The 19,472-nt window shown below is 59.8% G+C and carries 13 protein-coding genes and 1 tRNA gene; 13 read left to right on the forward strand and 1 reads right to left on the reverse strand.

Annotated features, from left to right (window positions below; translation table 11 throughout):
- The first annotated feature begins 442 nt into the window (after nucleotides 1-442).
- A complete protein-coding gene (nifJ, locus tag ACTQZF_RS00690) occupies nucleotides 443-3,982 on the forward strand; it encodes a pyruvate:ferredoxin (flavodoxin) oxidoreductase (RefSeq protein WP_441554262.1) in 3,540 nt (1,179 codons plus the stop codon).
- Between the two features lie 684 nt (nucleotides 3,983-4,666).
- Nucleotides 4,667-5,629 (forward strand): carbamate kinase, encoded by a 963-nt coding sequence (gene arcC, locus ACTQZF_RS00695; RefSeq protein ID WP_006235166.1) that lies wholly within the window; start codon nucleotides 4,667-4,669, stop codon nucleotides 5,627-5,629.
- A 311-nt stretch (nucleotides 5,630-5,940) separates the two neighbouring features.
- Here arcC and ACTQZF_RS00700 read toward each other — a convergent pair whose 3' ends face one another.
- Nucleotides 5,941-6,573 carry a C39 family peptidase gene (locus ACTQZF_RS00700; RefSeq protein ID WP_441554264.1) on the reverse strand — a complete coding sequence of 211 codons (633 nt, stop codon included), beginning with the start codon at nucleotides 6,571-6,573 and terminating at the stop codon, nucleotides 5,941-5,943.
- Between the two features lie 723 nt (nucleotides 6,574-7,296).
- Between ACTQZF_RS00700 and ACTQZF_RS00705 the strand changes: the two genes are divergently transcribed.
- The 11 genes from ACTQZF_RS00705 (at nucleotide 7,297) to ACTQZF_RS00755 (ending at nucleotide 19,370) form a co-directional block, all read left to right on the forward strand.
- Nucleotides 7,297-8,748: an APC family permease gene (locus tag ACTQZF_RS00705; RefSeq protein ID WP_427719517.1), complete on the forward strand. Its 1,452-nt coding sequence runs from the start codon at nucleotides 7,297-7,299 to the stop codon at nucleotides 8,746-8,748.
- A gap of 131 nt (nucleotides 8,749-8,879) precedes the next feature.
- The gene (locus tag ACTQZF_RS00710; RefSeq protein WP_154518625.1) at nucleotides 8,880-10,157 is read left to right on the forward strand and encodes a metal-dependent hydrolase family protein; all 1,278 of its coding nucleotides are present in this window, start codon (nucleotides 8,880-8,882) and stop codon (nucleotides 10,155-10,157) included.
- A 117-nt stretch (nucleotides 10,158-10,274) separates the two neighbouring features.
- Nucleotides 10,275-11,660 (forward strand): histidine kinase, encoded by a 1,386-nt coding sequence (locus ACTQZF_RS00715; protein ID WP_441554265.1) that lies wholly within the window; start codon nucleotides 10,275-10,277, stop codon nucleotides 11,658-11,660.
- A 40-nt stretch (nucleotides 11,661-11,700) separates the two neighbouring features.
- Nucleotides 11,701-12,435: a LytR/AlgR family response regulator transcription factor gene (locus ACTQZF_RS00720; RefSeq protein WP_154518631.1), complete on the forward strand. Its 735-nt coding sequence runs from the start codon at nucleotides 11,701-11,703 to the stop codon at nucleotides 12,433-12,435.
- A gap of 92 nt (nucleotides 12,436-12,527) precedes the next feature.
- Nucleotides 12,528-13,472, forward strand: a complete 945-nt coding sequence (locus ACTQZF_RS00725; RefSeq protein WP_441554266.1) for a zinc dependent phospholipase C family protein — start codon at nucleotides 12,528-12,530, stop codon at nucleotides 13,470-13,472.
- A gap of 101 nt (nucleotides 13,473-13,573) precedes the next feature.
- Nucleotides 13,574-14,833: an MFS transporter gene (locus tag ACTQZF_RS00730; RefSeq protein WP_427719512.1), complete on the forward strand. Its 1,260-nt coding sequence runs from the start codon at nucleotides 13,574-13,576 to the stop codon at nucleotides 14,831-14,833.
- 170 nt (nucleotides 14,834-15,003) lie between these two features.
- On the forward strand, nucleotides 15,004-16,191 hold the full coding sequence (locus ACTQZF_RS00735) for a glycosyltransferase (RefSeq protein ID WP_441554268.1): 1,188 nt from the start codon (nucleotides 15,004-15,006) through the stop codon (nucleotides 16,189-16,191).
- Nucleotides 16,188-17,531 carry a histidine kinase gene (locus ACTQZF_RS00740; RefSeq protein WP_427794496.1) on the forward strand — a complete coding sequence of 448 codons (1,344 nt, stop codon included), beginning with the start codon at nucleotides 16,188-16,190 and terminating at the stop codon, nucleotides 17,529-17,531. Before ACTQZF_RS00735 ends, ACTQZF_RS00740 begins: the two co-directional genes overlap by 4 nt.
- 72 nt (nucleotides 17,532-17,603) lie before the next feature.
- Nucleotides 17,604-18,320, forward strand: a complete 717-nt coding sequence (locus tag ACTQZF_RS00745) for a LytR/AlgR family response regulator transcription factor (protein ID WP_154518646.1) — start codon at nucleotides 17,604-17,606, stop codon at nucleotides 18,318-18,320.
- Nucleotides 18,321-18,414: 94 nt separating this feature from the next.
- Nucleotides 18,415-18,882, forward strand: coding sequence for a YfcE family phosphodiesterase (locus ACTQZF_RS00750; RefSeq protein WP_427719507.1), 468 nt, complete (start codon nucleotides 18,415-18,417; stop codon nucleotides 18,880-18,882).
- 410 nt (nucleotides 18,883-19,292) lie between these two features.
- A tRNA-Asp gene (locus ACTQZF_RS00755) sits at nucleotides 19,293-19,370 on the forward strand.
- Nucleotides 19,371-19,472: the final 102 nt, after the last annotated feature.

Raw genomic sequence — 19,472 nt, forward strand, 5'->3', positions numbered from 1 at the left:
TGTTTAAGGCTACGGCCGGCAAAAACAGTTCCTATTTCACCGCAGCTGCCATTTGGTCTCTCGGTGACGGAAGGATTATTTTTGTCCTTGATGGTCGCTCGGGGTAAACCTTTACCGCCCGCCTATATTTGTCGAAATTACACGTGACGGCGGGGTACAATAAACCCGCATGCGGATTTCCGTTGCGGGCGCTTCCCATCACCGGGGCGTGCCCGGGAGCATCCGGCATGCGGCCTTTGCGGCGCTCGATCATGTGCAAGACGGGTAGCTGGGCCTGTGGAGCGCGTGCAGCCCTCCTCGCCTCGGCATGCCTTCTCTCCACGCCATGTACCTGCTGCTGAGTCCGCCTGTCAGATGACTGGAAGCAACAGCGAAAATCCCATCACGCCAACATCCCGGTAATCGCCGGGGCCTGTATACCTATATGAGAGGAGAGGGGTATATGGCGCGTAAGTTTAAGTCTATGGACGGCAACGAGGCGGCCGCATATGTTTCGTATGCGTACACCGAGGTAGCGGGAATTTATCCCATTACGCCGTCCAGCCCGATGGCCGACCATGTCGACCAGTGGGCGGCCCAGGGTCGCAAGAACATCTTTGGCACCCCGGTCAAGGTCGTCGAGATGGAGTCCGAGGCGGGTGCAGCCGGTACCGTTCACGGTTCGCTGGGTGCCGGTGCTCTGACCACCACCTACACGGCTTCTCAGGGCCTGCTCCTGATGATCCCGAACATGTACAAGATCGCGGGCGAGCAGCTCCCGGGCGTCTTCCACGTCTCCGCGCGTTGCGTCGCTTCCCACGCCCTGAACATCTTTGGCGATCACTCCGACGTTATGGCCTGCCGCCAGACCGGTTTCGCCATGCTCGCCGAGGGCAACGTCCAGGAGGTCATGGACCTCTCGCCGGTGGCTCACCTTGCCGCCATCGAGGGTAAGACCCCGTTCCTCAACTTCTTCGACGGCTTCCGCACCAGCCACGAGATCCAGAAGGTCGCCATGTGGGACTACAAGGATCTTGCCGAGATGTGCGACATGGACGCCGTCCAGGCTTTCCGCGATCACGCGCTCAACCCTGAGCACCCGCACACCCGCGGCAGCCATGAGAACGGCGACATCTTCTTCCAGAACCGCGAGGCCTGCAATAAGGTCTACGACGAGCTCCCTGCCGTCGTCGAGGGCTACATGAAGAAGATCAACGAGAAGCTCGGCACCGATTACGGCCTGTTCAACTACTACGGCGCTCCCGATGCCGATCGCGTCGTCGTGTGCATGGGCTCCTTCTGCGACGTGCTCGAGGAAGTCATCGACTACCTCAACGCTCACGGTGAGAAGGTCGGCCTGGTCAAGGTTCGCCTGTTCCGTCCGTTCTCCATCAAGCACTTCGTGGACGTTCTCCCCGAGACCGTCCAGAAGATCGCCGTCATGGACCGCACCAAGGAGCCGGGTTCCATCGGCGAGCCGCTCTACCAGGACGTCGTCTCCGCTCTCTACGAGGCCGGCAAGACGGGTATCAAGGTCGTCGGCGGCCGTTACGGCCTGGGCAGCAAGGACACGCCTCCCGCGTCCGCGTTTGCCGTCTTCGAGGAGCTCAAGAAGGACGAGCCCAAGCGCGAGTTCACCATCGGCATTGTCGATGACGTGACCAACCTGAGCCTGCCCGAGGCCGAGGATGCGCCCAACACCGCAGCTCCCGGCACCATCGAGTGCAAGTTCTGGGGTCTGGGTGGCGACGGTACCGTCGGCGCCAACAAGAACTCGATTAAGATCATCGGCGACCACACCGACAAGTACGTTCAGGCCTACTTCCAGTACGACTCCAAGAAGACCGGCGGCGTTACCGTCTCGCACCTGCGCTTTGGTGATTCCCCGATCCGCTCGCCGTACTACGTGACCAAGGCCGACTTTGTCGCTTGCCACAACCCCAGCTACATCGTCAAGGGCTTCAAGATGGTCCGCGACGTCAAGCCGGGCGGCACCTTCCTGGTCAACTGCCAGTGGAGCGACGAGGAGTTCGCCGAGCACATGCCCGCCGTGGCCAAGCGCTACATCGCGAACAACAACGTCAACGTCTACCTGATCGACGCTATCGACCTGGCCGCCAAGGTTGGCATGGGCAAGCGCACCAACACGGTGCTCCAGTCCGCCTTCTTCGCGCTGGCCAAGGTCCTGCCCGCCGAGGACGCCCTGCAGTACATGAAGGACGCGGCTACCAAGTCCTACATGAAGAAGGGCCAGGCCATCGTCGACGCCAACCACAAGGCCATCGATGCCGGCGCTACCGCCTTCCGTAAGTTCGAGGTTCCGGCCGACTGGGCTACCGCCGAGGACGCCGCTCCTGTCGAGCTTTCCGAGGAGACCAAGTCCGCTATCGCCCAGCAGGTCAAGAACCTGCTCGAGCCCATCGATCGCATGGATGGCGACAGCCTGCCCGTTTCTGCCTTTGTCGATTGTGCCGACGGTCAGTTTGAGCTGGGCGCCTCCGCATACGAGAAGCGCGGCGTCGCCGTGGTCGTTCCTCACTGGGACGAGACCAAGTGCATCCAGTGCAACCAGTGCGCCTATGTGTGCCCGCATGCCACCATCCGTCCGTTCGCGATGACCGAGGACGAGGCTGCCGCCGCGCCCGAGGCTACCCGTACGCTCGACGCCATGGGTCCCAAGGCCAAGGGCATGAAGTTCACCATGGCCGTGTCCCCGCTCGACTGCATGGGCTGCACCAACTGCGCCAAGGTCTGCCCCAAGGGCGCCCTCGAGATGGCTCCCGCCGAGCAGGAGATGGATCAGCAGCCCGTTTGGGACTACATGGTCAAGAACGTCTCCGAGAAGAAGGAGCTCATCGCGGCCAACGTCAAGGGCAGCCAGTTTAAGCAGCCCTACCTGGAGTTCTCCGGCTCCTGCGCCGGCTGCGCCGAGACCGCTTATGCACGTCTGGTGACCCAGGTCGCCGGCGACCGCATGTTCATCTCCAACGCCACCGGCTGCTCCTCCATTTGGGGCAACCCCGCTGCCACCGCTCCTTACTGCAAGGACAAGGACGGTCACGGCCCGGCGTGGAACAACTCCCTGTTCGAGGACAATGCTGAGCACGGTCTGGGCATGGCCATCGGTTACGAGGCCGTCCAGAATAAGCTGATCGCCGCCACCCAGGAGCTCATCGCCGCTGACGGTCCGTCCGACGAGCTCAAGGCCGCCGGTCAGGCTTGGATCGACTCCGTCAACGACGTCGAGGCCTCCAAGACTGCTGCTGCCGCCTACGTTGCCGAGCTCGAGAAGTGCGGCTGCGACGCTTCCAAGGCGATCCTCGCCGACAAGGCTTACCTCACCAAGAAGTCCTTCTGGATCTTCGGTGGCGACGGTTGGGCCTACGACATCGGCTTCGGTGGTCTGGACCACGTCCTGGCTTCTGGCCACAACGTCAACGTCTTCGTCTTCGACACCGAGGTCTACTCCAACACCGGCGGTCAGGCCTCCAAGGCTTCGAACCTGGGCCAGGTTGCTCAGTTCGCCGCTGCCGGCAAGGTGACCAAGAAGAAGTCTCTGGCCGAGATCGCTATGAGCTATGGTTACGTCTACGTGGCGCAGGTCGCCATGGGCGCCAACCCGGCTCAGACTCTCAAGGCCATCCACGAGGCCGAGGCCTATGACGGCCCGTCCCTCATCATCGGCTACAGCCCCTGCGAGATGCACTCCATCAAGAAGGGCGGCATGCAGAACTGCCAGGCCGAGATGAAGAAGGCTGTCGAGTGCGGTTACTGGAACCTCTTCCGCTTCAACCCCGAGGCTGCTGCCGGCAAGAAGTTCTCGCTCGATTCCAAGGAGCCCGCGGGCGGCTATCAGGAGTTCCTGATGAACGAGGCCCGTTACGCTTCGCTGACGCGTTCCTTCCCCGAGCGCGCCGAGGAGCTCTTCAAGGAGAACGAGCAGGCCGCTATGGACCGCTACGCTCACCTGCTGAAGCTCAAGACGGTGTACAACGAGGCCTAGGTCTCCCACCGCAGGATCTGAGGGCTAACCTTCGCGGACGTCCTCGGACATGAAAGAACCCCCGCTGCGCACTACGTGCGGCGGGGGTTCTTTCGTCCTGCGGAATGTCCGCGAAGGTTAGCCCTCAGATCCTGCTACGACTACGTCCTCGGATTGTGGGGCTGAATGAAGGACGTGGCTGAGGGGGCCTTTTGTCCCCTTCGCTGTTTCGCGGCTTTGCCGCAAAACCTCGCGCCACTTTGGGGATGGATGGAGGTTTTGGCTGTTGTTGCCTTCTATCCCCGTGCTTTGGGGCTGATTGCTTTTTTGAGCTCATCTATATTCCTTATGCTGGATGAAAAGCCCCATGTTTTTGTTGGGGTGCATACTCGTCTTATAAATGTATAGAATCTCGTATAGTGCGAGTAAGATATTGCGCTGTCTGTTTTGTGTTTAGCAAAGATATAGTTTGCATAATCTGGTCTAATCCCTGCTATATCAAAATAAAGTCGCACGTAAATAGCTTAGATATGCATGAGCTGGGCAACTTTACGCTGAACGGGTAAAAACGACCGTTCACCGTTCAACTGTTTTCAAAATGAATAAAATGAGCGATAAAGAGAATATAAACCTTAATAAACTCGCGTATTGCACGGACGTGGGTTATTAATGGGATGTAGGCCTTTTACAGAAAGGATTCCAGCAATGTCTAAGCCTCTTGGCAAGCCCGATCGTATTGTCGTCGCCCTTGGCGGCAACGCCCTCGGCAACAACCCCGTCGAGCAGATCGAGGCCGTGAGCAACACCGCCCACGCACTCCTTGGTCTCATCGAGCAGGGTAACGAGATCATCATCACCCACGGCAACGGCCCGCAGGTCGGCATGATCCAGAATGCCTTCGCCGCCGCCCACGACGCCATCGGCACCCCCGAGATGCCGCTGCCCGAGTGCGGCGCCATGTCCCAGGGCTACATTGGTTATCACCTGCAGCAGGGCATCGGCCGCGAGATGCACAAGCGCTATAAGCGTTGGCACGCCGCCACCGTCGTCACCCAGATCGAGTGCGATCCCGACGATCCCGCGTTCAAGAACCCGACCAAGCCGATCGGCCCCTTCTACACCGAGGAGCAGGCCAAGGAGTTCATGGCCGAGGATCCCTCCAAGGTCTTCGTCGAGGATTCCGGCCGCGGCTGGCGCCGCGTCGTCGCCTCCCCCGATCCCAAGAAGATCGTCGAGGCCGACTCCATCCTCAACCTGCTCGACAACGAGTTCATCGTCATCGCCTGCGGTGGCGGCGGCATCCCCGTCGTCCGCGACTACGAGAACAAGGGTTGCTACAAGGGCGTTCCCGCCGTCATCGACAAGGACCTGGGCGGCGAGCTGCTGGCCGAGGACTGCGACGCCGACGTCCTGTTCCTGCTGACCGCCGTTGAGCATGTCGCCATCAACTTTGGCAAGCCCAACCAGGAGGAGCTCGAGGACCTCACCGCCGACGAGGCCGAGCGCCTGGCCGACGAGGGCCAGTTCGGTAAGGGTTCCATGGAGCCCAAGGTCCGCGCTGCCATCAAGTTCGCCCGTTCCCGCAAGGGCCGCACCTGCATCATCGGCGCCCTGGACAAGGCCGCCGAGACCATGGCCGGCCTCTCCGGTACCCGCATCCACGAGTAGCCTCTACTCTGTTGCCTCTCTTGTGGGCGCCAGGCAAAGCGCCCACAAACTAGCCTCTCTTCATGAGCCCCGCAGTCCGCTCCGACTGCGGGGCTTTTGCTATTGAGGTGACTGTTCATGAGAAGCGCTGAAGACCGCGGAAACCCGGCACTTGGGGACGTTCCTTTTCTGCCGGCATCTTGGGACAGTCCTTTTCGGCAGCGCGAGCGGTCGTCTGCAAAGACCGTCCCCAGTGGCTAGTCATATAATGGCTGGTCATTTAAGTCTGTCCCCAATGACTAGTATTGGTCATTTAAGTCTGTCCCCAATGACTAGTAGTAGGCCCACATGGCTTCGATTTCGTTGAGGACTTCTACGACGCCCCAGCGGCGGGCGCTACGGCTGGGCGAATTGGGATCGTAGACACCGATGTGGCCGGCGTCGTCAATGCCGTAGAAGACGATGTAATGACCCACGTTGGTAAACGTGCCGGGACGCACGACGGCGATTACGGGGGCACCCGAGCGCAAGGCCTGGGCCATCGAGTCTCGGTCGTTGTAGAGCTGCGTCCCGTTAAGCCCCAGCTGCGCGGCGCCGCTCGTCATAAACGACCACTCGGTGGCACCGGTGGGGGCATAGTTGCCCGCCTCGGAAAGGGCGCACATATCGACCGGTGTCATATCGGTGCGCCCCGTTTTAAAGATGTAGATCATGGTGAGGCAGGTGGGTCCGCAGCCGTTTTGGCGGATGGTTCCACCGGCGTAGGGCAGCTCCGACCATGCGGGGTCGATCTGGTAGATATGCGGCATGGTGCCGGCACTCCACTGCGAACGTGGGGTCGAAAAAGCAAACGAGTAGCCGGGTGCGACTGGGGCTTTGAGGAGCTTTTCCTCGGCGGTGGGCTCTAGGCCGGCAGAGCCATGCGAGGCACACGACCCCAGATACACAAAGGCCAGACATGCCATGATGGAGCACAGAGCAAGACAGAGACGATGAATCTGCGGATTGGCGGCCCGGCCGCGTCCCAGCGGCCGTGGCTGCTTTGCGCCGCGTCCGCCGCGGGGCTTCGAAAAGAAACGGCTGATGTGATTGTCAGACTTTCGCCGATCGATTTTCTGCCGCCGAGGCACTTCGGCCCGGCGTTGACGGGTGCCCGAGCATGGGCGATCCGCCTGACGCGTGCTGGTATTCTGCGGCATAGACGACGAGGGGCGATCCTGCGGACGCTGCGGCCCGTCGTTGTCAGAAACACTCCTGGATGCTGGCGTGGTACGCCCGGCAAGGCGAACGTTTCGCTGCCGTCCGCAGCCGTTGTATTCGTATGCCATTTGTACCGCCTCGTCTCATGTATAACCCGTCCATCCTACAAAAAAGACGTGCAGCAAATGAGGACATACGCCAAAACCTCGGTAAGCGGCATGGACGGGAGCGAGCCTGGCGCCATAAAGCGACGCCCTCCGCGAGCGATTGAATCGCGTCATCAAAACGGACGCCCGCACTGAGTGGCGCCCCTCGCCGTTCGTCCCAAAAACGGCGCCGCTCGTTTTGCAGTTCTGCCTTCGGTCGAGCTACGAGTGGCGTTGCTGTGCCAAGGCCGTATCTTAAAGCCATGAAATAAAAAGTGCGCGGCAAAACAGGCCGTGCAAGGGGTGACGCCAAGGGGCGTCAGAAAGGAAAGGAGGGGAACAATGGCGGACAAGAACGCAGAAGTTGCAGTCGAGGATACCGGCGGCATGAAGAAAACGCTTTCGCTCTGGAACTTCTTCACCATCGGTTTCGGTGCCATCATCGGTACCGGTTGGGTTCTGCAGGTCGGCGACTGGATGGTCGTGGGCGGCGGTCCCGTTCCCGCTATGATCGCATTCCTCTTGGGCGCAATCTTCCTCGTGCCCGTCGGAGCTGTTTTCGGTGAGCTTACGGCTGCTATCCCCATCTCGGGCGGCATCGTCGAGTATGTCGATCGTAGCTTTGGCCGTACGCTGAGCTACATCACCGGTTGGCTCCTGGCCCTGGGCAACGGCATCCTGTGCCCGTGGGAGGCCATTGCCATTTCGACTCTCGTGTCCGAGATGTTCGGTAGCCTGCCCGGTCTTGAGTGGCTGCGCGCCGTCAAGCTCTACACCATCCTGGGCGCCGACGTTTACCTGTTCCCGACGCTGATCGCGCTCGGCTTTGCAGTCTACGTCATCTTCCTCAATTTTCGCGGTGCCAGCTCGGCCGCCAAGCTCCAAGCCTTCCTGACCAAGGCCCTGCTCTGCGGCATGCTACTCGCCATGGGCGTCTCGCTGTTCACCGGCTCGCCGAATAACGCCATGCCTGTGTTCTCCCAGGTCGCCGGTGCTGGCGGCGGTAAGGCCGCAACTGAGGGCACCAGCCTGTTCGCCGGTATCGTGTCGGTCCTGGTTCTGACCCCGTTCTTCTACGCCGGTTTCGACACCATTCCTCAGCAGGCTGAGGAAGCAGCCGAGGGCCTTAACTGGAACAAGTTCGGCAAGATCATCTCCCTGGCCCTGCTGGCCGCCGGCGGCTTCTACATGGTCTGCATTTACTCGTTCGGCACTATCCTTGACTGGCATGAGTTTGTTAAGAGCCCGGTTCCCGCGCTTGCCTGTCTTAAGGGCATCAACATGCTCCTGTACCTGGCCATGCTCGTCATCGCCACGCTTGGACCCATGGGCCCGATGAACTCCTTCTACGGCGCCACGAGCCGCATTATGCTCGCCATGGGCCGCAAGGGCCAGCTGCCCGAGAAGTTTGCCGAGGTCGATCCCAATTCCGGCGCTCCCAAGCTCGCCTGCGTCGTTCTGGCCATCATCACCGTCGTCGGTCCGTTCCTGGGCAAGAACATGCTCATCCCTCTGACCAATGTGTCGGCTCTCGCCTTCATCTTCTCTTGCGGCATGGTCGCTCTTGCCTGCCTGCGCATGCGCTTCACCGAGCCCGACCTACCTCGTCCCTACGAGGTGCCCGGCGGCAAGTTTGGCATCAGCCTCGCCATCGCTGCCTGCGCCATCATCATCGGCCTGCTCGTGATTCCGTTCTCTCCCGCCTCCCTCAACATGGTGGAGTGGAGCATCGTGATCGGCTGGTTGGCTATTGGCCTGGCTCTCATGGCTTTCACCAATTCCCGTAAAAAGTAACGCCGAGCCGGGGCGGATTGGGTGCGCGGTGCCCTCTCTCCCGCGTACCGAACCCGGCATCACTTGGGTAGCTTTGTGAGGCCTTAACCCAACACGGCCTCACCCACTATATGGATCCATAAGGAGGAACCATGTCCACTAAGTATGCAATCGTTGGCGGCAAGCTCATCGACGGTACCGGTGCCGAGCCGGTCGAGAACTCCCTCGTTCTCGTCGACGATAACGGCAAGATCGAGTACGCCGGTGTTATGCAGGACCTTCCCGAGGGCGTTGAGGTTATCGACGCCGCCGGCAAGACTGTCCTTCCCGGCCTGATCGACACCCACCTGCACTTCTCGGGCAACCTGACCGACGATGACACCGATTGGGTCATGCAGCCGCTCCTCGAGAAGCAGGCCGTCGCCGTCAAGCAGGCCTACGACTGCCTCACCCACGGCCTCACCACCGTCTGCGAGATCGGCCGCTTTGGTATCCAGATTCGCGACTGCATCGACAAGGGCGTCTTTAAGGGTCCGCGCGTTCTGGCCACCGGCCTCGGCTTCTGCCGTGTTGCCGGTCACGGTGACTCCCACCACTGCACCCAGGAGCTCAACAAGGAATCCCATCCCTGGGGCGACCAGGTCGACGGTCCTTGGGATCTGCGCAAGGCCGTCCGTCGTCGCCTGCGCGAGAACCCCGATGCCATCAAGATCTGGGCTACCGGTGGCGGCATCTGGCGCTGGGACTCCGGTCGCGACCAGCACTATTGCTCCGAGGAGATCCAGGCCGTGGTCGAAGAGGCCAAGATGGTCGGTATCCCCGTGTGGAGCCACTGCTACAACAACCACGCCGCCGCCTACGATTCCGTTCGCTTTGGCTGCGAGCAGCTGATTCACGGCTTCGATATCGATGAGCGCACCATGGACCTCATGGCCGAGCAGGGCACCTTCTTCACCCCGACGATCGCCTTCCTGCCCACCTGGTACGCCACCTATCCTCCCGTCTATGTCCCCGAGCTGCACGACAAGTACGAGGGTACCCTGGTCGAGAAGGAGCTGCAGCGCAACTATGACTGCCTGCGCGAGGCCAAGAAGCGCGGCGTCGTCATGACGATCGGCTCTGACTCCTTCTCCTTCGTCACCCCGTACGGCACCTGCTCCATCGAGGAGATGTACGAGTTCGTCGACAAGATCGGCTTCACCCCGGTCGAGACCATCACCTGCGCCACCCTCAACGGTGCCAAGATGTGCCACATCGAGGACGAGACCGGTTCCATCGAGGCCGGCAAGTGCGCCGACCTGCTGGTCGTCAACGGTGACGTCGCCGCCGACATCCACGTGCTCAACACCGACAACATGGACGTCATCATGAAGGACGGCTGGATTGTCGAGGCCGGCACCTTCGGCGAGCCAAACAAGTACAGCGCCTAAGCTACCGTTTGTCGATGGCTGGATGTAAAACACAGTTTTTGATTGCATAATGCAATGGAGAGGGTCGCTTGCGGCCCTCTTTATTGCTATCGGTACTACGGGCAAGAGGGGATGACGGTGGATTTAAACAGGCTGAATCTGGGCAAGAGTTACAACTCTACCAAGGTCTTTCGTACGGCCCAGCATGTGGTTCAGGCCATCCTACTCGGTGTTGTCGTTCCGGCGCTTATCTTGCTGCTTATCTGGGATTTAACCGATAATCCCAATCCCGTTCCAGGCGTTGTCGTTATTGCCGGCCTGGTCATGCTGTGCTTCTTCTTCTCGTATGTCTTTGTGGTCCCCGATGACCTCACATCGAGCGCAACCGACCGCACGCTCGCCATCGCATCAAAAATATTTGCCTACACGTCGCGCGGCCTTACGCCCGAAGCGGCCCTGGGTGCCTCTAAAATCATCCTGTCCGAGACCATCGCTTCTGCGATCTGCTTTACTGACGGCAGGCAGGTGCTGGCAAGCTGGGGCGAGGACTCGGCAAAGTGCCCTGCCGGAACCCCGGTAGTGCTCAAGACCACGCTCAACGTGATTGAGACGGGCGAGCAGAGCGTGTTTTCGCGTGATGCCTCCAATGAGACGGGCGGCTATTTTCCCCGTCTGCGTGCCGGTATTGTCGCGCCGCTTACCGTGCGTGGTCATTGCGTGGGCACACTCGAGCTGTATTACCCCCGCCTGAGCAGCATCGATATGCGCCAGACGGCGCTTGCCTCGGGTTTCGCCGATCTCATTTCCACGCAGCTCGCCAGCTTTGAGCTCGAGCGCCAGGATGAGCTCACGGCCCGCGTTGAGCTCCGCGCTCTGCAGTCGCAGGTCGATCCGCATTTTCTATTCAATACCATTAGCACGATCGTTTCGCTCGTTCGAACCGAGCCCGACAAGGCGCGATCGCTGCTGATCGATTTTTCCAACTACTATCGTCAGACGCTTTCTGACTCCGATACGCTCACCACGCTCGAGCACGAGGTGGAACAGGGCACCCGTTATATCAATCTTATGCAGGCCCGGTATGGCGACGGCCGTCTGCGCGTTTCGGTCGACATCGACTTTGAGGTGCGCGACAGCCTGGTGCCGCCGTTTATCTTGCAGCCGCTGCTCGAAAACTGCATCAAGCATGCGCAGCGCGAGACCGAGCCGCTTTCCATTCGTGTTAGGGCTTTTGAGACCGATGACGGCTTGGAGATCATCGTCGAAGATGACGGCATCGGTATGAGCGAAGAAGTCTGCGCGCATCTGTTTGAGCAGCATCGCCGAGAGGAGCCCGAAAGCATTACCGCCGACGGCTCCGTCAAGCGAGGCTGCGGCCTGGCGCTCTTCAACGTGCTTCAGCGCATCCATTTCTTTTACGGAGAAGATTCTGGCATGCGTGTGAAGTCCCAGGAGGGCGTGGGAACGCAGGTCATCGTTGAGTTGAACGGCGAGCCGCATGAGCCGGCGCCGCTAACGGTGTAGCACGAGGTTGGATTGAGAGAAAAAAAGAGGGGAAGCGCATATGTCCGAAGGCTGGAATATCTTGGTGGTTGATGACGAGCCCCCAATTAGGGCTGAGCTACGCTATCTGTTGGAAAAGGATGCGCGTGTGGGCCAGATTGCCGAGGCGGGCAATGTCACCGAAGCCGTGGAATCGATTCTGTCGAACAAGCCCGACGTGCTGTTTTTAGACATTACCATGCCCGGTCGCTCGGGAATTGAGCTTGCCGAGACGCTTCAGAACCTAAAGACACCGCCGGTCGTGGTGTTTGTGACGGCATTTGCCGAGTATGCGGCCGATGCCTATAACCTCGATGCCGTCGATTACATCGTAAAGCCGGTCGAGGATGCTCGCCTGTCAAAGGCGCTCGATAAGATCGAGACCGCCCTGGGCGCTCGCCGTGTCGTCCATGCTCCGCGCCAGCCTTTGCGCCTGACGGTGGATCGTGGGGGTAAAAAGGTGTTCATTCCCGTGGCGGATGTCTGCTACTTTGAGGCGCGCGCCGATTTTTGCAACGCCGTCTGCGCCGAGGGAACATATCTGATCAATGAGTCGATTTCATCGCTCGAGCGGCGCCTGGCCTCCGAGGGCTTTATCCGTGTCCACCGCAGCTATCTGGTCAATTTGGAAGACGTGCACAATGTCGAGATCGGTTCTACGGGTCTTATGGAACTCAGGCTCGATCGCGTAACCTCGACGGTGCCCGTGTCCCGTCGTCGCGCTGCCGAGGTTAAGGCGCGCCTGGGGCTTGTGTAGACGGTCCGCATGCCATCGTTTGCCGACGCAGGTTTGGCATGGGCGCGCGGTGGGCATAATGGGTGACATCGAATGAAATCGAAAGGATCATTATGCCTGCGCTTATTACGCATCATCTGTTTGGCGAGGAAAGCATCGATCGTCTGCCGCAGGGCGTCATTACGTCCGACGAGGAACGCATTGCCTTTATCCTGGGCAACCAGGGTCCCGACCCGTTTTTCTTCCACATCCTGACGCCGCGCGTTTCCGACTGCACGCTGCTGGCGCAGGCCATGCATCGCTCGCGCATGTCGCGCCAGTTCTCGTGCCTGCGCGACGGCGTGTCCCATCTGCTCCCGCGCGATGCCAACTTGGGCCGCGCCTTTGCGCTGGGCCTGCTGTCGCACTACGTGCTCGACCGTAATGCCCACCCCTTTGTCTACGAGCAGCAGTTTGGCATTGTCGAGTCCGATCCCGAGCTGGGGGATTCGGGCAGCCAGGTCCATGCGGTGCTCGAAAGTGACCTGGACGTGTTGATGCTGCAGCTCAAGCGCGATGGGGCCACGGTCGAGGACTATCCGCCGGCGGGCGAGATCGTCACCACCGACCGCATCAATCGTGTGGCCGGCGTGCTGATGAGCTATGTTGCCGGGCGTGTGTACGGTATCGATATCCCAGCGGGGGAGTACGGTGCCGCCGTTGCCGACATGCAGCTGCTCTATCGCGCCATTGAACCGGCGGGCTCGGCCAAGACGCGTGCAATTGCCCTGGTCGAGGGCCTAGTACACGACTACTCCCTGCTCGATGGCCTTGCTCACCGCGTGACGACCGAGCCGCCCGAGCGCACCGGCAATCTGGGCCATCTGACGTGGAAGAATCCCTTTACCGATGAGGTCACGAACGAGAGCTTCCCCGAGGTCTTTGACCGCGCGCTGGTCGATTACGAGTGCACGGTCACCCGCTTTATCGAGACCGGCGATATGGAGGCCGTGACCAACCACGTCAATTACAGCGGTCGCGTGCTCGGCGCTGACGAAGAGTTCGACCGCGAGGAGTAGAGCTCGTGCGTGTCCCTTTGCCGAATCCTTACCGGTGCCTCTGTGCAATTGGGGTACGATGAACTGACTGCATATCGGGCGAATACGAAGGGTCCCTGTCCATGAAATACACCAAGCTCGAGCGTAACTGGGTTATGTACGATGTGGGCAATTCGGCCCTCGTGTTGCTCAACACTTCGGTGGTGCCCATCTACTTTAACGCCATCAATACCGGTGCTTCCTCGGCCGACCTGGTAGTCGCTTGGGGTAGCGCGCAGACGATTGCCTCGCTGGTCATTGCCATGCTCATGCCCATTCTGGGCGCGCTTGCCGATTACGCCGGCAACAAGATCAAGTTTTTCTTGGGCTTCTTCCTCACGGGCTTGGTGCTTTGCCTAGCGCAGGCTATCCCAATGTCCGCCATGGCATTTTTGACCGTGTACGTGCTGTGCACCATCGGCCTTAACTCTTCTATGACGTTCTATGACGCCATGCTGCCCGACATTACCACCGACGAGCGCATGGACGCCGTGTCCAGCTCGGGCTATGCCTGGGGCTACATCGGTTCCACCGTGCCGTTCATCATCTGCCTGGCGCTTATCATGGGTGGTCCCGCTCTTGGCGTCCCCACCATGCTGGCAACGCGTCTGTCGTTTGTCATCACTGGTGCCTGGTGGCTCATCTTTACCCTGCCGCTCATTCGCACCTATAAGCAAAAGTACGGTCGTGAGCGCGGTCCCGAGGACACCATCGGCCACATCGTGGGCGGCGTGTTCTCCGAGGTCGTACACACCATGCGCGAGATCGCCCACAACAAGACCGTGCTGGTCTACATGATCGCGTTCTTCTTCTACATCGACGGTGTGCACACGGTCATTTCCATGGCAACCAGCTACGGTTCGGCTCTGGGCATCGACTCGACCCAGCTGGTACTGGCCCTGCTCGTTACACAGTTCGTGGCCTTTCCGTCCGCCATCATCTACGGCAAGCTCGCCGGACGCGTGGGCACGCTCAACATGATCCTGGTGGCGGTCGCCGCCTACATGGGCATTGTGCTGTTCGCCGCGTTTTTCCTCAAGACCGCCTTTGAATTCTGGGTGCTTGCCATTATGGTCGGCCTGTTCCAGGGTGGCGTGCAGGCACTCAGCCGTAGCTACTTTGGCCGCATCATCCCCAAGGAAAAGTCCAACGAGTACTACGGCTTCTTTGACATCTTTGGGCGCTATGCAAGCGTTATGGGCACCTTTCTGGTGTCGGTCGTCACCTCGCTGACCGGCAACCCGTCGCTGGGCGTTCTTTCCATTGCTGTGCTGCTGGTCGTTGGCTTTATGCTGCTGGCCCGCCTGTCTCGCATGACTCGAGCGGCAGAGCATGCCGCATAGGAGCGAGCGGCTATTGTGCCTGTCCGCGGTACTCTTTTGGGGTTATCCGCAATAAACATTGCGACTTGCGAGCAATGATTTGCCCAAGTGGGTATGATGGAATCAGCTAGGTCGCGGGGCGTCGCCTGTGTTTGGCGGCGCCTCGTTTTTGTGTTGCAGGGAGGGAAGGCATGAACGCCACGGTTGTGATTCCAACATATTGGGCGGGCGATGATGCCCATGCAAACGCTCCCGGTGTCTATGACCACTCGACGAAGCTCAACGCCACCAATCCCGAGCTCGATCGCTGTCTTGCTTCGCTCGAGCAGGTACGCGATATTCCGCGAATCATCCTTTTGGTGGTCTGTCCCATCTCGGCCACGGCGGATGTGTCGAAGCGCGTACGCGAAATCGTTGACGCGCACCCTACGCTCAAAGTTACCGTAGTCACCAATACCCAGGCATCGCGTATCGCCGACCGCGTAGCGCAGATTGCGCCCAAGGGTTCGGGAGAATGCGTGAGCCTGCGCGGCTATGGCGCCATCCGCAATATGGGACTTGCCTGTGCCGCCGTGCTGGGTCACGATGCCGTCATCTTTTTGGATGACGACGAGACTGTCATCGATGCCGACTTTATGAAACGCGCGACTTACGCGTTGGGGCAGCAGACGCGTCAGGGCCTGCCAATCTTGGTTAAGAGCGGCTACTTTTACGATCGAGACGGATCGCCGCTGGCCCCCACGGACAAGGTGGGCATCTGCCACCGTTGGTGGACCAAGCGTATTGAGTTCAATCGCTGGATGAAAAAGGCGCTCTCGGGCACCCGTATTTCGCGTTCAAACTATGTGTGCGGCGGCCTTATGGCCCTCCATGCCCGCGCCTTTACCCGCGTGGCATTTGACCCGTTTATCACTCGTGGCGAGGACCTGGACTACCTCTTTAATATGCGTATATTTGGCTACGACGTATGGTTTGATAACGAGTGGACCGTGCGCCATCTACCGCCCGAGTCCGAGAAACGCTCGCCGCGCTTTATGCAGGACGTGTACCGTTGGTACTACGAACGTGCCAAGCTAACGTTTGCCGCGCATCAGAAAGAGCTCATTCCCGTTACAGCCGCGTCTCTCATGCCCTATCCGGGCCCGTGGATTTCGCGCGAGCTTGACGATCGCGTGCGTAAGACTGCCATGGTCCGCAGCATGTTTACCCGCGAGCACGAGGGATACCTACGCATTTGGCGCCACGGTATTGACGAGGCCAGGACCTACGCACGCCAAAACGCCGCAAGCTACCTGCGTTTCCAGAGCTTCTGGCCCAAGATTATGGATGAGCTCTGGCGTGACGCCCAGCTGACCAGCATCCTGGAGGGGACTGAATGATCGACCGCCGCGCCCAGCGCGATAGTTCAATGTCAATCTTTCGCATCATTGCCGTATCCTGCGCCATTTGTGTGCTGGTGTACTTTGTTTTTGCCCTGGCGACTGGAATCGAGCCAATCGCGACCGTGGTCGCCTGTACGCTGCTATGCATCTTCCTGTGTATCTTTATCTTTTTGACGCTCAATCCCGATTCGGTTCGCTCGCAGTACACCGAGGAGACGCTCTCGGTGGCCTCGGCCATGCTCGAGGACATTAAAGGCGGTCTGACGCAGGAGTCAGCACGTCTGGTGTGCCAGCGCATTTTGCCCGAGACACGCGCCATGACAGTTGCCGTTACCGACGAGAGCAACGTACTGGCCTGCGCGGGCGAGTTCGAGGAAAAGCTGCTGCCCAATTCTCCCATTCATACGCTCGCCACGCGCTACGTCATCGAACACGGTATCGTCCAGTCGTTCAACCGTGTGGTGGACGTGGTGGGTTCGGATGGCTCACACAACCAGGTCCCCGCTGGCATCATCGCACCCATCAAGGTGGGCGACCGCACCGTCGGCACGCTCAAGTTCTATTACAAGACCCCGCGTGCCGTTGACCGTACCCAGTATGCGCTCGCCTCGGGTTTTGCCGAAATCCTGTCCACGCAGCTCGCCATTCACGAGCTCGAGGTGCAAAAGGAGCTCACGGCCCGTGCCGAGGTGCGTGCCCTGCAGGCGCAGATTAACCCGCACTTCCTGTTCAACACGCTCAACACCATCGCATCGTTTACGCGTACCGACCCGCTGCGCGCCCGCGAGCTGCTGCGCGAGTTCTCCTCGTTCTATCGCGCAACGCTCGACAATTCGGGCTCGCTCATTCCCGTGTCGCGCGAGGTCGCACAGACCAAGCGCTACCTGACGTTTGAGAAGGCGCGCTTTGGCGAGGATCGCGTGCTGGCGACCTTTGACGTGTCCGAGGACGTCGAGGACACGCTGGTTCCGGCATTTGTGATCCAACCGATTGTCGAGAACGCCGTGCGTCACGGCATGGGTGATGCCAGTGCGCTGAAGATTGACGTGACGGTCCGCAGGGATGGTGACGATGCGATTTTGATTTCGGTGGCCGATGACGGTGTGGGCATGGACGAGGGCATCGCTGCCAGACTGTTTGACGAGCGCTCTGCCCGTCCCGACGCCAGCTCCCCGCAGGGTGGCGGCGCCGGCGTTGCCATGCACAATATTTCGGAGCGCATTCATCGCTTTTATGGGCCGCACTCCTATACGCGCGTCGAATCGGCGCCGGGTAAGGGCGCTAAAGTGCTCCTACATCTCGATTTGTCGGAGAGCATCTTCGACATTCAAGAGTAGAATAATTGGTCACGGGCTTAACGCCGGTTGGCGTATGCCCGATGTAGTTTGTTGACGAAAGGTTTTATCCCCATGCTGCGTGCGATGATTGTGGATGATGAGGCCCCGGCCCGTTCGGAACTTCGCTTCTTGCTCGAGCAGACGGGCAAGATCGGCACGATCACAGAAGCGTCGAGCGTTCGCTCCGCCATCGAGATGCTTATGGAGAGTCGCGTTGATGTCGTGTTCCTCGATATTTCGATGCCTGGCGCTTCGGGTCTGCAACTTGCCGAGGCGCTGCATAAGCTTAAGAATCCGCCGGCGATCGTGTTTGTGACCGCGTACAGCGATCATGCGGTTGAGGCGTTTGATGTGGATGCCGTCGACTATCTGATGAAGCCGGTAGAGGAAGCCCGCCTGGATCGTGCAATCGAGAAGGTCATGCAGCGCACGAAGCCCGTTGCGGACAGCAAGGTGACCATCGAGCGCATCCCGGTGGAGAAGGGCGGCCGCAAGGTGCTCATCCCCGTGGACGACATTCGCTTCATTATGGCCAAGGACGATTACTCCTGTATCTATACCGTCGACGACCGTTTTTTGTCGACGACCTCGCTGGCACAGTTCGAGGCCAAGCTCTGTGATTTTGGCTTCTTCCGCGTTCACCGCCGCTATATCGTTAACTTGGCGTGTGTTACCGACGTCGAGACGGTTCCCTCGGGCGCTATCCAGCTGGGCATTACGGGCGTCGACGAACGCGTACCGGTTTCGCGCCGTCGCGTCGTACCGCTCAAGAAGGCCCTGAGCCTCTAGCACACCGGCCCCGCAGCCCTGTAGACCAAAATCGTCTGCGGAGCCGCGGGGCTTTTTGTATGAATGCACCAAATCGTTTTGCGGAAGGGATCCCATGAACAGTGCAAGCGCCAAGCGTATCGACATCATCTCGGACACCCACGGTTATCTGTCGCCCGCGCTTTTAGATGAGTTGAGCGGCGCGGACCTGATTATCCATGCCGGCGATCTTACGTCGGAGATGGACTACGAACATCTGCGAACCATTGCCCCCGTGCGAGCGGTTCTGGGCAATAACGACTACTACCGCGATTACGGGCCCGAAGTGGACCGTCTGGCGCTCTTTAGCTACGAGGGCCTTAAGTTTGCCGTAGCCCACTACCGCGAGGACCTCCCTGTGGGATCCGTAGACGTAGCCATCAACGGTCACACTCACGTAACCAAAGAGGCCCAGGTGGGCCGCTGCTTGGTCCTCAACCCAGGCAGCGCCAGCTACCCCAGGGGTACCCGGGGCCCCACCATGGCCAGAATGCTCGTCAAAGACGGCAAGATTCTCAGCACCAAATTTATTGACCTAGAGTAAACGCAACAAAAACGGGGGATGCAGATTGCATCTCCCGTTTTTCTTTGAGCCAAAGGCCGAAGTTCAACAACAACCATCATGCAACCCCGCCGAGGAGAACGGGGGTCCCGAGCCGCGAAGCGGCGAGCAACAAAGTCTTCGAACAAAGTGACGGCAGGGAGGGTCTCCGGGGCCGGCTGGCGCGGGTTAAGTTTGTCGCGAGTTCCGCACGCAAAGGAAAGCACTTAATGTGCTTTCCGTCTTGCGCAGGACTGTAGAGCAGCAAACTTAACCCGCGCCAGCCGGCCCCGGAGACCCTCCCGGAGGGACCCAAAAAATATTTTCAAAAAAGTTGTTGCGCGGCGAACAGACTTCTGTGTATACTAATCCCCGCAGCGCACGCGAACGGAAACAAACGCGAACGACTGCCTGGGGAGTTAGCTCAGTTTGGTTAGAGCGCCGGCCTGTCACGTCGGAGGTCGCGGGTTCGAGCCCCGTACTTCCCGCCAACGCAATCAAAGCCACGTCTTTGGACGTGGCTTTTTGCGTTTAATAGGACAACCGCTCGGCCGTCCCTTTCATTCTGCTCCTTGTTTCCGAAATGCGGAAAT

The sequence above is a fragment of the Collinsella sp. LCP19S3_H3 genome (genome assembly GCF_052119145.1).
In the GTDB taxonomy this organism is placed as follows: domain Bacteria; phylum Actinomycetota; class Coriobacteriia; order Coriobacteriales; family Coriobacteriaceae; genus Collinsella.